We start from the raw sequence: 13987 nt of genomic DNA on the forward strand, positions 1-13987 counted from the left end.
ATAAGGGAATGATGTACTTTGTCGAATGCTTTCCTAATTTGTAGTCTTCATGTTAAAATAAAGTGTACTATTTTAATTAGGGGGGCAATCCGAGTGACCCAGAATGACAAAACACGAACAACAGTTGAAATTCATAATAATTCATACACCATAATGGGGCATGAAGATGCACAACATGTACGTTTAGTGGCAAATCTCGTAGATCAAAAAATGAACGAAATACATAAAGTGAACTCCACTTTAGGAACGACTAGGTTGGCAGTACTGACTGCTGTTAATACAATGAATGATTATCTAAAGTTAAAAGAAGACTATGCAACATTACTAGGATCAATGACAAAGAAAGAGGATTAAGGACATATGGTTGATATTATCTTATTACTTTTATTAATTTTTGGCTTTTTTATAGGGTTGAAGCGTGGCTTTATTTTACAATTATTTCATTTAATTGGATTCATCGTCGCATTTATTGTCGCAGCTTTGTATTATGATCAATTGTCTTCAAGATTAGCATTGTGGATACCATATCCAGAACTGCCCGACGAAAGCGCATGGGCGGCATTTTTGGAAAACCTACCACTAGAAATAGCATTCTATAATGCAATTGCATTTGCAATTATATTTTTTGCTGTAAAAATTGTACTACAAATTATTGCGTCTATGCTTGATTTTGTTGCAGAGTTACCTGTGCTACATTCCGTAAATAAGCTTCTTGGAGGAGTTTTAGGCTTCATTGAAATTTATTTACTACTATTTATTATCTTGTATATTCTTGCATTAACTCCACTATCAAGTATTCAAACATGGGTGAATGGCTCCGGTATTGCAATGTTTATCGTAGAGCACACACCATTGTTTTCTGAGAAATTAAAGGATTTATGGTTTTCGCATATTGAAGGTTTAATCCATTCATAATTAGAAAACTTGGCTTATCGCCAAGCCTTAATGGCGAAAGCCTTAGTTGCACTTATGCAGTAGAAAGGATTTATACTTTCTTAACTGCTAAAAAACCATTAAGGCAGCTGATTCTAAATAGGTGGAATTACCTAATTAGAATCAGCTCTTTTTTTAAGATCTAGCAACACTTTATAGAAGAGGTGACGAAGTTTGAGTGTGAATAAAAAAGATGTATTAAAATTGTTGGAAAAGATTGCGGTTTATTTAGAGTTGAAAGGAGAAAATTCTTTTAAAGTATCTGCCTACCGTAAAGCAGCACAGGCTCTTGAACGGGATGACAGATCGTTATCAGAAATTGATGATTTTATTAAAATCAAAGGAATTGGAAAAGGTACAAGTGCGGTCATAGTAGAATACATAGAAGACGGAAAATCAGATACATTAGCACAGCTTGAAAGCGAAGTGCCGCGAGGATTAATTCCATTACTGAATTTACCAGGTCTTGGCGGGAAGAAGCTCGCGAAGTTATATCAAGAGCTTGGAGTTACTGATGCGAATACATTACAAAAAGAATGCCAATCAGGTGAAGTGGAAAAGCTACCAGGGTTTGGAAAAAAGACAGCAGAGAAAATTTTGCAGGCACTGGAAGATGCAAACAGCCGTCCGGACCGTTTGCCAATAGCAATGATGCTACCAATTGCAGAAAAAATTGAATCATATCTGACTACAATTAAAGAAATTGTTACATTTTCCCGAGCAGGAAGTTTAAGACGCATGCGTGAAACCGTGAAGGATATTGATTTTATCATTGCATCAACGCAACCTTTTGAAGTCCGTGATGCTTTATTAGCCATGGATAATATAAAAGAAGTAATTGCAAAGGGTGAGACAAAAGTATCTGTTACCCTAGATGATTTTTATGCAATTAATGTTGATTTTCGAATCGTTGAACCAAAAGAATTCGCTACTACATTACACCACTTCACAGGTTCAAAAGAACATAATGTTGCAATGCGTCAGCTAGCAAAAAAACGTTTCGAAAAAATAAATGAGTATGGTATCACACATAGTGAAAGTGATGAAATCATTACGTTTGAAACTGAAACACAATTTTTCAATCATTTTGACTTGCCATACATGCCACCTGAAATCAGAGAAAATCAAGGTGAAATAGAATTATTTACAGACAAAACTATCTTACTTGAACCGACTGATATTCGAGGTGATCTCCATATGCATACGACTTGGAGTGATGGAGCGCAGTCACTAGAAGAAATGGTTAATCAAGCAAGAAAAATGGGTTATGAATATATTGCAATCACGGATCACTCAAAGTTTTTAGTTATTGCTAATGGTTTAAATGAAACCAAACTACGTAAACAACGTATAGAAATAGAAAGAATTAACAACAAATATGATGATATTCATGTTTTTGCAGGCGTAGAAATGGATATTTTACCAGATGGATCCCTCGATTTTGATAATGAATTTTTACAGGAGATGGATTTTGTGATTGGAGCCATACACTCAAGCTTTAACCAATCACAAGAAAAAATTATGTACCGATTGGAAAGTGCGATGAAAAATCCATATGTAACGTTTATTGCTCATCCATCAGGGAGACTAATCGGAAGACGTTCAGGCTACAATGTTGATATGGAAAAACTTATTGAACTGGCTAAAGAAACAAATACAGTACTAGAAATTAATGCTAACCCGAATCGCTTAGACCTATCAGCAGAATGGGCAAGGAAAGCACAGGATAATGGTGTGAATATTGTTATCAATACGGACGCACATAGTTATCAAATGCTAGATCATATGAAGCATGGGGTAGGAATTGCTCGAAAAGGTTGGATCGAGAAGGATAATGTTATCAATACATGGTCAAAAGAAAAATTAACAAAATTGATGAATCATAAAAGGTAGTTTTCGTGTAAAGGAGTAAGAATAATGAATGAACGTATTTTACGCGTATTAGAATTTAATAAGATTATTGACCAACTTAGCTCTCAAGCAGCATCAAGTCTTGGTAAAAGTCAGGCACTAAAACTTAAGCCGCTTACGAACCTTAATGATGTCTTAGAGATGCAGAAAGAAACTGATGAAGCGGGTCAAATTTTACGATTAAACCTTGCAATTCCACTAGGTGGTATTTTTGACATACGAGCGAGTATAAAGCGAAGTGTTATTGGCGGCGTGTTAAGTACAGAAGAATGTTTGGACATTGCCAACACCATCTATGGCGGACGGCAGGTTAAAAATTTCATTCAAAAGTTAGAAGAAGATTTACCGATATTAAAAAATCTAACAGAGCGTATTGAACCACTTAGAGAATTAGAACAACATATAAAAAGCAGTATAGATGATCATGGACATGTGATGGACAGTGCATCGATGAAATTAAGAAGTATTCGATCCTCGATTCGAACATCTGAAAGCAGGGTCCGTGAAAAATTAGACGGTTATACAAAATCAAAAAGCGCAATGCTTTCTGACCCAATCGTAACGATTCGAAATGATCGTTTTGTATTACCTGTTAAACAAGAATACCGTGGATCCATTGGTGGTATCGTTCATGATCAATCTGCATCTGGAGCTACGTTATTTATGGAACCGAAGACTGTAGTTGATTTAAATAATCAACTACAAGAAGCGTTCATCAAAGAGAAACATGAAGTGGATCGAATACTACGAGAACTAACAGAACATGTCGCATCAGAAGAAATCTTTTTAACTGAAAATGTTGAGGTCTTAGGCAAAATCGATTTCATGTTTGCTAGAGCTAAGTTAGGACAAACAATGAAAGCCTCCATGCCAAAGATGAATGATCAGGGTATCATTAAATTGCAACAGGCTAGACATCCACTAATACCGATAGAAGAAGTGGTAGCAAATGACATCGAAATTGGAGAAGAATTTACTTCTATTGTTATTACCGGGCCTAATACTGGTGGAAAAACTGTTACGTTAAAGATGGTTGGATTATGTACCTTAATGGCACAATCAGGACTGCAGGTTCCTGCTCTTGATGGGTGCGAAATGGCAGTTTTTGAAAATGTATTTGCCGATATAGGTGATGAACAGTCCATTGAACAAAATCTGAGTACATTTTCCTCTCACATGACAAACATTGTTGACATAATGAAAAACGTTGATTATAAAGCATTGGTTTTATTTGATGAGTTAGGTGCTGGTACTGACCCACAAGAGGGTGCTGCACTTGCAATGTCACTTTTAGATGAAGTTATTGAACGAGGCGCACGTGTTATTGCAACAACACACTATCCTGAGCTTAAGGCGTATGGATATAATCGAGAAAATGTGGTGAATGCTTCTGTTGAATTTGATGTAGAATCATTGAAACCAACTTATCGCTTATTGTTAGGTGTACCAGGGCGAAGTAATGCTTTTGAAATTTCTAAGCGTTTAGGGCTAAACGAATCGATTATCAGAAATGCCAAAAGTCATATTGGCGTAGATTCAAAAAGTGTGGAAAATATGATTGCGTCTCTTGAAAAATCAAAGCGTGATTCCGAAAAGGATTACGAATCTGCGCATCAACTAATGCTCGAAACAGAAGAGCTGAAAAAAGACTTAGAAAAACAATGGCAAGACTTTGAAACAAAGCGACAAACGTTATATAAAAAAGCAGAAGAAAAGGCGAACAAGGCATTACAAAATGCACGAGAAGAAGCAGAACTCATTATCGATGAGATTCGAAAGATGAAAACAAATGCAAATTTGAAAGAACATGAATGGATTGAAGCGAGAAAAATGCTAGAGGATGCCAAGCCAAATTTATCTAGTAAACAAGATGAAAAAAGAAGTTCACCAAAGGATAACAAAAAGGATTTGCATGTCGGCGATACAATTAAGCTACTAACGATAAACCAACAAGGTAGTGTATTAGAAAAAATAAGTGATAATGAATATCTAATACAGGTAGGGATAATGAAAGTAAAAGTAAAAGATAAGGACCTACAATTCATCAGTGAAAAAAAAGAGTTTAATGAAAAACCATTAGCTACTGTAAAAGGTTCCAGTTATCATGTACGACCTGAATTGGATCTGCGCGGGGAACGGTATGAAGATGCTCTACTGCGGGTGGAAAAGTATATTGATGACGTTATATTAGCTGGTTACCAGAAAGTGTCTATTATTCATGGGAAAGGAACGGGCGCTCTTCGAAAAGGTGTTCAGGACCTAGCAAAAAAACACTCGAAGATTTCTACTATTCGCCCTGGTGTCAGTGGTGAAGGTGGAAGTGGAGTATCCATTATAGAACTCAAGTAGAATGGATCTAGGAGATGGTTTAATGGATGGCTTTTGGGAAATTACGTATGTTGAAATAGCTGCAAGGTACAGTGTCGTCATCTTGTGTACAGTACTTTTTCTTGCTGTATTTGAACTAGTTACCTCTTATAAGAATTGGGAAGAGATTAAAAAAGGCAATTTTGCAGTTGCTATGGCGACAGGTGGTAAACTGTTTGGAATCGCAACGATTTTTCGTTATTCGATTGAACACAATGATACAATCATTCAAAGTGTTGGGTGGGGTATATTTGGATTTATTTTATTGTTACTAAGTTATTTCATCTTTGAATTTTTAACGCCAAAAATAAAAATAGACGAAGAAATTGGAAAGGATAATCGTGCTGTTGGATTTATTTCGATGTTAATTTCGGTGGGGATGGCTTTTGTCATTGGAGCTAGTATTGGTTAGGAGCGAATAAAGAAATGGAAACATTAGCTAAAGTATTGATTGTAGTGGCAATTGTATTTGCTATTGTGGGAGTCGTATATTTGATTAGATAAAAGATGGTTATCACCTTATAAATGGTGGTAACTAATTTTTTTTGTGAATTTACCAAATAAAGTTTCAAAAAATACAAATTAATCGGTATAATGAAAGTATATATATAAAGAAGGAGGAGAGAAAATGGATGAACGAATCTGGCATGCCCATTATCCGAATGAAATACCCACAAGTATTACGTATGATACAAAGCCATTACACCAGTTTTTAGTCGAGAATGCAGAGCTTTATAATGAAAAGAAAGCGCTTCACTTTATGGGGAAAGAAATGTCTTATATGGAATTATTCAAAGAAGCAAAGAAATTAGCGTGTTATTTTCAGTCGTTAGGTTTAGAAAAAGGCGATAGAGTAGCTATTATGTTACCAAACTGTCCCCAATCAGTAATTGCTTATTATGCAACACTATTAGCTGGTGGAACTGTTGTACAAACAAATCCTTTATATATGGAAAGGGAGTTGAAATATCAGCTAAATGATTCAGGAGCTTCAATTATAGTTTGTTTGGATATTTTATTGCCACGTGTTACCAATGTTAAAAGCGACACAGCTTTGAAACATACAGTAGTCGCTGAAATTAAAGATTATTTACCCTTCCCTAAAAATCTAATTTATCCATTTATCCAAAAAAAGCAATATAATATGGTTGTCAAGGTTGAACAAACAGAAGATACACATGTATGGAATATGATTCAGGAGCTTGCATCAACTAACTATCATCCTGTCGAAGTAGACGCTAAGGAAGATTTGGCACTTTTACAATATACTGGTGGAACAACAGGTAATCCAAAAGGTGTAATGCTTACGCACTATAACCTTGTTTCAAATGTTCAAATGAGCAATGCTTGGCTGTATAAAACAAGAGAAGGCGGAGAAACGATTTTAGGTGTCCTACCATTTTTTCATGTTTATGGCATGACAACCGTGATGAATATGTCAATCATGCTTGGTTCCAAAATGGTGTTACTTCCGAAGTTTGATGTAGAAGATGTCTTAAAAACAATTCAAAAACAAAAACCAACACTATTTCCAGGTGCCCCAACGATTTATGTAGCTTTACTTAATCATCCCGATCTAAAAAAGTATGACTTATCATCGATTGAAGCTTGTCTTAGTGGTTCTGCTCCATTACCTATTGAGGTTCAAGAGCAATTTGAACGGATAACTGGAGGCAAATTAGTAGAAGGATACGGCCTAACGGAAACATCACCTGTAACACATTCGAACTTCGTTTGGACGAAGCGGGTAAATGGTAGCGTAGGGGTGCCATGGCCAGATACAGACTCCAAAATTTTTCAATCAGGTACAATGGAGGAAGCTCCTATAGGGGAAATTGGAGAAATTGTAGTCAAGGGTCCACAAATCATGAAAGGGTATTGGAATAATCAAGAAGAGACCGATAATGTACTAAAAGATGGTTGGTTATTTACTGGGGATTTGGGTATATGGATGAAGATGGTTATTTTTATATAGTAGATCGAAAGAAAGATATGATTATTGCTGGTGGTTATAACATTTATCCGAGAGAGATAGAAGAAGTACTTTATGAACATGAAGCCATACAAGAAGCTGTTGTGGCAGGTGTTCCAGATGCATATCGTGGGGAGACGGTAAAAGCATATGTGGTCCTTAAATCCGGGTATGAGCTAGAGAAAGAAGATTTAAACGCTTATTGCAGAGAAAACTTAGCCGCGTATAAAGTCCCTCGTATCTATGAATTTCGTAATGAGCTCCCTAAAACTGCAGTGGGAAAGATATTACGCCGTTCATTAGTAGACGAAGAAAAAGAAAAAGTGAAAGCGGAAAGTAAAACTATTTGAGCATAGCGCTCTTTTTTTGTACAATAAGTGTACAAGCTATCTATTGATTGACATAAATTAATTGTCTCGGGTACAATGAATATGAATGATTGTTCATTCAGTTTTGTGGCTGTTTTATATGCTAAGGGGACTTGATGTAAATGAAAAAAAATAAACCAAAATACAATCAGATCATTGAAGCTGCTGTAGTAGTAATTGCAGAAAATGGTTATCATGCCTCACAAGTTTCTAGAATTGCTAAGAAAGCTGGAGTAGCTGATGGAACCATCTACCTTTATTTTAAAAATAAAGAAGATATATTAGTCTCATTGTTTGAAGTAAAGATGGGGCAGCTTATTGAACAGATTGCTCAAAGTATCAACAAAAAGCAAAATGTAAGTGATAAGCTTCTGACGTTAATCACAATGCATTTCCGACAGCTGGCAGACGATCATCACTTAGCTATTGTTACACAACTGGAACTCAGACAATCTAATCCAGAATTACGCATGAAAATTAATAAAGTATTAAAGCCTTACCTAGCTGAAATTGATCACATCATTCAAGAAGGTATAGATAAAAAAGACTTTCGTGGTGATTTAAATGTACCATTGGTAAGACAAATGATATTTGGTACTTTAGATGAAGTGGTGACAAATTGGGTAATGAATGAACAAAGGTATGATTTGCTTGCACAAGCATCAGCTATACACGTACTACTCATTAATGGACTTTCTAAAAACAACCAATAAAGGAGGACCTCAATTTGGGAACGCTGTCATATGAAAAAAATAATCATGTTGCACTATTAACTATTCAGAAGCCACCAGCAAATGCATTGTCAAGCGCATTAATCAAAGATATCGATCAAAAGTTAGATGAAATTGAAAATGATGCCGGTATTAAGGCGATTCTATTAAGGGGTGAAGGTAAATTTTTCTCTGCTGGCGCTGATATTAAAGAATTCACATCACTTCAATACGCTTCAGATTACCAATCATTATCCGAAAATGGACAAAGCGTATTTGATCGCATTGAACACTTTTCTATACCCGTAATTGCAGCGATTCATGGTGCTGCTTTAGGAGGCGGATTAGAACTTGCGATGTCTTGCCATATCCGTTTTGTAACAGAAAGTGCTAAACTTGGTTTACCAGAATTAACACTTGGAATCATTCCGGGGTTTGCTGGAACGCAGCGTCTGCCGCAATATGTTGGTACTGCTAAAGCATTTGAAATGACGTTAAGTGGTACACCTATTTCAGGCAGTGAGGCATATAGTTATGGTTTAGCCAATCAGGTTGTTTCCGATGACGAGATTTTCGATGAAGCTTTTAAACTTGCTGAGAAAATTGCTTCGAAAAGTAAACAAACAATAAATCATATTATGCGCTTGATTCCTTATACAAAATCAGATAAGTTTAATAATGGGGCACAGGAAGAAGCAAAAGCATTTGGTGAAATTTTCGGGTCTGATGATGCAAAAGAGGGTATTCAGGCATTTCTTGAAAAGCGAAAACCAAACTTCCAAGATAGATAGAAAAGCGAAGGCGACTGGTCAGAAGCAGACTCGCTAGCCCGCGATGCTAGATAAATAGATTGAAGGAGGAAATCACATGAACATTTATGTTTTGTTAAAAAAGACATTTGATACAGAAGAGAAAATTACTGTAACAAATGGGCAAATCGAGGAAGATGGAGCAGAATTCATCATAAATCCGTATGATGAATATGCAGTAGAAGAAGCAATTAAACAGCGTGATGAACATGGCGGGGAAGTTACAGTCGTTACGGTTGGTGATGGAGACTCCGAAAAACAGTTACGCACCGCCTTGGCAATGGGTGCTGATAAAGCAGTTTTAATTAATACAGAGGATGATCTTGAAGAGGGAGATCAATTCACAACCGCAAAAATACTAGAAGCATATTTTGATGAAAAAGATGTTGATCTAATTTTAGCTGGTAATGTTGCAATTGATGAGGCTAGTGGTCAAGTGGGCCCTAGACTTGCTGAACGGTTAGGAATTCCATTTGTAACTACTATCACTAGTCTAAAAATAGACGGAGAAACAGTTAACATCGACAAAGACGTGGAGGGTGACGTTGAAAAAGTAGAAACAAGCCTACCTCTACTTGTAACTTGTCAACAAGGACTAAATGACCCTAGATACCCATCACTTCCAGGTATTATGAAGGCTAAGAAAAAACCACTTGAAGAACTAGAAATAGATGATCTTGACCTAGATGAAGATGAATTAGAAACAAAAACGAAAACAATCGACATTTATCTTCCACCAGAAAAAGAGGCTGGAAGAGTTCTTGAAGGTGAGCTTGATGACCAGGTAAAAGAATTAGTATCATTATTAAAAACAGAAGCGAAAGTATTGTAAACTTACACATAGGGAAGGAGAAACGTCATGAGCGAAAAACTACTAGTTATTGGTGAATCAAGGGATGGTTCGTTACGTAATGTTACATTTGAAGCTATTGCAACAGCGAAAAAAATAAATGCTGATGGGGAAATCATCGGTTTAATATGCGGTAACGAGAATTTACAAGAGCAAGCACAAGAAATGGTTTATCATGGAGCAGATCGTGTCATTACTGTTAAACATGATAATTTGAAAACGTATACATCTGAAGGGTATGGTCAAGCCGTTATGGCAGTTATTTCAGAGGAGTCTCCAACAGGTGTTATTATGGGACATACAGCCGTTGGAAAAGATTTAACTCCAAAGATTGCAAGTAAATTGGAAACAGGCCTAATCTCTGATGCTACTGATATAGAAATGAAAGATGGAAAAGCAATATTTACTAGACCAATATATTCTGGTAAAGCATTCGAGAAAAAAATGATAACGAGTGGTATTACATTTGCTACCATTCGTCCGAATAATATATCGGCACTTGAACGCGATGAATCACGTTCTGGTGATATTACTTCTAAAGACATGGACATCTCGGATATACGAACGGTTATTAAAGAAGTTATTCGGAAGGCGTCTGAAGGTGTTGATTTGTCAGAAGCAAAAGTAATCGTTGCTGGCGGACGTGGTGTTAAAAGTGAAGATGGGTTTAAACCATTACAAGAGCTTGCAGATGTACTAGGTGGAGCGGTTGGTGCATCACGTGGTGCGTGTGACGCAGAGTATTGTGATTACTCATTACAAATCGGTCAAACAGGTAAGGTTGTTACGCCAGACCTATATATTGCAGTTGGTATTTCAGGAGCAATTCAACATTTAGCTGGTATGTCTAACTCTAAAGTAATTGTTGCAATCAATAAAGACGCGGAAGCTAACATCTTTAATATAGCAGACTATGGTATTGTTGGAGATCTATTTGAAGTGGTTCCATTGTTAATTGAAGAAATTAAAAAGATAAAATAAATTAATCGAAGAGCTTGGTCAGACATACTCTGATTGAGCTCTTTTAGTGGGTTGAACGTTAAGCTTAACGGGATAAGTTTTCGTATAAGCAAGATATTAGCATGGTAGTACTAACGATGATATACTCATTTTAGATTTGATGTTTCATTGAGGAGGAATAAAAATGGCAATTGTAAATGTATCAGATCAGAACTTTGCTAAAGAAACAGGAGAAGGCTTGGTACTAGCAGACTTCTGGGCACCTTGGTGTGGACCTTGTAAGATGATTGCACCAGTTTTAGAAGAAATAGATGGGGAAATGGAAGAACAGGTTCAAATCGTAAAGTTGGATGTTGACGAAAACCAAGAAACAGCTGGCAAATACGGAGTTATGAGTATTCCAACATTGTTACTTTTTAAAGATGGTGAAGTTGTTGACCAAGTAATTGGTTTTCAACCGAAAGAAGCTCTAGTTGAATTAATTAATAAACATGCATAAATAATCCTTTAAGAGGATGTTCAAAAAGTCACCAAGTGATAAACGGCGAATTTCTTCGTTGCGAAGTTTTTCCGGTCCTCACGTATTAAAAACATACGTTCCGGTCCTCAAAATCTTCGCGCCTTGAACTTCTTGTTTCTAATTTATCGACTTTTTGAACACGTACTTTAACTATCATAAGCATTGTTATAATGTAGAAAGTTAATCCCTTGTTACGTTTTGTAACAAGGGATTACTTGTACTATAATAAAACGGATATAGCTTTCTAGCTCTAGCGCTTTTCTAAAAAGGGATGAAGGTATAATGAATCAAACAATAAAAGAGAAATTAGCTGTCCTTCCCGTACAACCCGGATGTTATTTAATGAAAGATAAACACAATACGATTATATATGTTGGAAAATCGAAGGCACTAAAAAACAGGGTGAAATCTTATTTTGCTGGTGCAAATGATAAAAAGACGCAGCGTTTAGTATCAGAAATACAAGATTTTGAATATATCGTAACCACTTCAGAAATTGAAGCACTCATATTAGAAATGAATTTAATAAAAAAGTATGATCCAAAATATAATGTGCTACTAAAGGATGATAAGTCATATCCGTATTTGAAAATAACTTCTGAACGCCATCCAAGGTTGTTGGTTGTACGTAAAGTGAAAAAAGATAAAGGGAAATACTTTGGGCCTTATCCGAACGTTATTGCTGCTCGGGAAACAAAGAAATTATTAGATCGATTATACCCATTACGAAAATGTAATAAAATGCCTGACAGAGTGTGTTTGTACTACCACATGAAGCAATGTTTAGCTCCATGCGTTTATCCAGTCTCAGAAGAAACAAACCGTTCTATTGTGCAAAGTATAGCAACATTCTTAAATGGTGGACATAAGGAAATAAAAAGAGATATTAAAGAGAAAATGTACCAAGCAAGTGAAGATTTAGACTTTGAACGAGCAAAAGAGTTAAGGGACCAAATTCAGCATATAGAAGCAGTTATGGAACAACAGAAGATGACGCTAAAAGATCAAATCAATCGAGACATCTTTGGATACAGCTATGACAAAGGATGGATGTGTATCCAAGTATTTTTTGTCAGACAGGGAAAATTGATCGAGCGTGATGTAGCCATTTTTCCATTCTTTGATGATCCAGAAGAAACGTTTATTAGTTATATAGGTCGGTTTTATCTACACCAGCATCACCCAAAGCCAAAGCAAATATTATTACCGCTTGGAGCTGATGCAGACCTTTTAAAGGAATTGCTTGAAATTGATATAAACGTCCCATATCGGGGTCGAAAAAAAGACTTAGTTAAGCTTGCAATGAAAAATGCAAAAATTGCTCTTGAAGAAAAATTTTCTATTATTGAAATAGATGAGGAACGAACTATTAATGCGGTAGAAAACTTAGGTGAAAAACTAAACATCGAAATTCCCCATAGGATTGAAGCCTTTGATAATTCAAACATTCAAGGAACAGATCCAGTATCAGCAATGGTTGTTTTTATAGATGGTAGACCAAACAAGAAAGAGTATCGTAAATATAAAGTAAGAGATGTTACAGGTCCAGATGATTATGAAACAATGCGAGAAGTAATAAGACGGAGATATTCACGTGTATTAAAGGAAAAGTTGCCGCTACCAGATCTTATTATGGTAGATGGTTCTAAAGGACAAATGAGCGCAGCGTTAGATGTGCTAGAAAATGAATTAGGACTTGATATTCCTTTATGTGGTTTAGCAAAGGATGACAAGCATAAAACAAGCGAGCTACTTTATGGGAGTCCTCCCACAATAATTGATTTATCGAGAAAATCACAAGAATTTTATTTGGTTCAACGAATTCAGGATGAAGTTCACCGTTTTGCCATAACTTTTCATCGGCAATTACGAGGGAAAAACTTATTTCAATCAGAACTAGATAAAATTCCGGGAGTAGGCGAAAAAAGAAGGAAATTGCTCTTAACACACTTTAAGTCAATTGACGAGATAAAAAATAAATCAATTGCAGATATAACAAAGCTCGGTATTCCTACAAATACAGCGGAATTGATTCTAGATCACCTAACAAAAGATTAAATAAGCTCACATAATATGTGAGCTTACCTGTATTAAGAGGTAACAAGAACGGAAAAGTTGACTTGCATTATTTTTTTATTTATTTCCTCTGTACATTCAGCTTCTGTTTCCTTAAGTTGTTGAATTGCCTCAGCTAAAAATCCAGCCTCCAAACGGAAATCTGCCTCAAATGAAGCTTTAAGTCGATTAACGACAGAATCGGACATTAAGCTGAAAGTTAATTCTTTTCGTTTATTTTTAATAAGCTCAAGCTTCCCCCAACCTAGCTTCTCAAATATATAATAGATGTCTTCAATTGTATCAAATGTTAATTTTCGCGCCAGATTTCTTCCCATAAAATATAATAATGTATCAGATTCTCTTCCTAATAGCTCTGGCAGGCTTATATATCGCAATACATCATACCCTGCACCTGCTGTATGTAATTCCTCAAGTAGTGACGTAGAATATACCTGTTGATTCTTTGACATGGATGTCATCCTTTCTGTGTGCTGTCAAATCAAATAGCCAATATCTATAAGAGGTTGTT

Annotated in this window: 12 protein-coding genes and 1 pseudogene; 12 read left to right on the forward strand and 1 reads right to left on the reverse strand. The window is 35.9% G+C overall.

Annotated features, from left to right (window positions below):
• The first annotated feature begins 93 nt into the window (after positions 1 to 93).
• From zapA to uvrC, 12 genes and pseudogenes are all read left to right on the forward strand, one after another.
• Positions 94 to 354, forward strand: a complete 261-nt coding sequence (gene zapA / locus CFK40_RS08515) for a cell division protein ZapA (protein WP_089531904.1) — start codon at positions 94 to 96, stop codon at positions 352 to 354.
• Positions 355 to 360: 6 nt separating this feature from the next.
• Positions 361 to 915, forward strand: a complete 555-nt coding sequence (locus tag CFK40_RS08520; protein ID WP_089531905.1) for a CvpA family protein — start codon at positions 361 to 363, stop codon at positions 913 to 915.
• A gap of 192 nt (positions 916 to 1107) precedes the next feature.
• Positions 1108 to 2826, forward strand: coding sequence for a DNA polymerase/3'-5' exonuclease PolX (gene polX / locus CFK40_RS08525; protein ID WP_089531906.1), 1719 nt, complete (start codon positions 1108 to 1110; stop codon positions 2824 to 2826).
• Positions 2827 to 2850: 24 nt separating this feature from the next.
• Positions 2851 to 5193, forward strand: coding sequence for an endonuclease MutS2 (locus CFK40_RS08530; RefSeq protein WP_089531907.1), 2343 nt, complete (start codon positions 2851 to 2853; stop codon positions 5191 to 5193).
• A 22-nt stretch (positions 5194 to 5215) separates the two neighbouring features.
• Positions 5216 to 5623 carry a DUF350 domain-containing protein gene (locus CFK40_RS08535; RefSeq protein ID WP_089534337.1) on the forward strand — a complete coding sequence of 136 codons (408 nt, stop codon included), beginning with the start codon at positions 5216 to 5218 and terminating at the stop codon, positions 5621 to 5623.
• A 216-nt stretch (positions 5624 to 5839) separates the two neighbouring features.
• Positions 5840 to 7533, forward strand: a pseudogene (locus CFK40_RS08540) (AMP-binding protein).
• 140 nt (positions 7534 to 7673) lie between these two features.
• Entirely contained in the window at positions 7674 to 8264 is a 591-nt protein-coding gene (locus CFK40_RS08545) for a fatty acid metabolism transcriptional regulator FadR (RefSeq protein ID WP_089531908.1), read from the forward strand.
• A 14-nt stretch (positions 8265 to 8278) separates the two neighbouring features.
• Positions 8279 to 9052, forward strand: coding sequence for an enoyl-CoA hydratase (locus tag CFK40_RS08550; protein ID WP_089531909.1), 774 nt, complete (start codon positions 8279 to 8281; stop codon positions 9050 to 9052).
• Positions 9053 to 9128: 76 nt separating this feature from the next.
• Positions 9129 to 9902, forward strand: a complete 774-nt coding sequence (locus CFK40_RS08555) for an electron transfer flavoprotein subunit beta/FixA family protein (RefSeq protein ID WP_089531910.1) — start codon at positions 9129 to 9131, stop codon at positions 9900 to 9902.
• 27 nt (positions 9903 to 9929) lie between these two features.
• On the forward strand, positions 9930 to 10901 hold the full coding sequence (locus CFK40_RS08560; protein ID WP_089531911.1) for an electron transfer flavoprotein subunit alpha/FixB family protein: 972 nt from the start codon (positions 9930 to 9932) through the stop codon (positions 10899 to 10901).
• 163 nt (positions 10902 to 11064) lie between these two features.
• On the forward strand, positions 11065 to 11379 hold the full coding sequence (gene trxA / locus CFK40_RS08565; RefSeq protein ID WP_089531912.1) for a thioredoxin: 315 nt from the start codon (positions 11065 to 11067) through the stop codon (positions 11377 to 11379).
• 303 nt (positions 11380 to 11682) lie between these two features.
• A complete protein-coding gene (gene uvrC / locus CFK40_RS08570) occupies positions 11683 to 13458 on the forward strand; it encodes an excinuclease ABC subunit UvrC (RefSeq protein ID WP_089531913.1) in 1776 nt (591 codons plus the stop codon).
• A gap of 32 nt (positions 13459 to 13490) precedes the next feature.
• Here uvrC and CFK40_RS08575 read toward each other — a convergent pair whose 3' ends face one another.
• Positions 13491 to 13928 (reverse strand): YslB family protein, encoded by a 438-nt coding sequence (locus CFK40_RS08575; RefSeq protein WP_089531914.1) that lies wholly within the window; start codon positions 13926 to 13928, stop codon positions 13491 to 13493.
• Positions 13929 to 13987 lie beyond the last annotated feature (59 nt).

Source organism: Virgibacillus necropolis, assembly GCF_002224365.1.
Lineage (GTDB): Bacteria > Bacillota > Bacilli > Bacillales > Amphibacillaceae > Virgibacillus_F > Virgibacillus_F necropolis.

What these genes read in the sequence shown, in the direction of transcription:
- CFK40_RS08555 (WP_089531910.1), top strand. Translation starts at nt 9,129, where the DNA reads ATGAACATTTATGTTTTGTTAAAAAAGACATTTGATACAGAAGAGAAA.
- CFK40_RS08545 (WP_089531908.1), top strand. Translation starts at nt 7,674, where the DNA reads ATGAAAAAAAATAAACCAAAATACAATCAGATCATTGAAGCTGCTGTA.
- CFK40_RS08520 (WP_089531905.1), top strand. Translation starts at nt 361, where the DNA reads ATGGTTGATATTATCTTATTACTTTTATTAATTTTTGGCTTTTTTATA.
- CFK40_RS08560 (WP_089531911.1), top strand. Translation starts at nt 9,930, where the DNA reads ATGAGCGAAAAACTACTAGTTATTGGTGAATCAAGGGATGGTTCGTTA.
- CFK40_RS08530 (WP_089531907.1), top strand. Translation starts at nt 2,851, where the DNA reads ATGAATGAACGTATTTTACGCGTATTAGAATTTAATAAGATTATTGAC.
- CFK40_RS08575 (WP_089531914.1), bottom strand. Translation starts at nt 13,928, where the DNA reads ATGTCAAAGAATCAACAGGTATATTCTACGTCACTACTTGAGGAATTA.
- trxA (WP_089531912.1), top strand. Translation starts at nt 11,065, where the DNA reads ATGGCAATTGTAAATGTATCAGATCAGAACTTTGCTAAAGAAACAGGA.
- uvrC (WP_089531913.1), top strand. Translation starts at nt 11,683, where the DNA reads ATGAATCAAACAATAAAAGAGAAATTAGCTGTCCTTCCCGTACAACCC.
- CFK40_RS08535 (WP_089534337.1), top strand. Translation starts at nt 5,216, where the DNA reads ATGGATGGCTTTTGGGAAATTACGTATGTTGAAATAGCTGCAAGGTAC.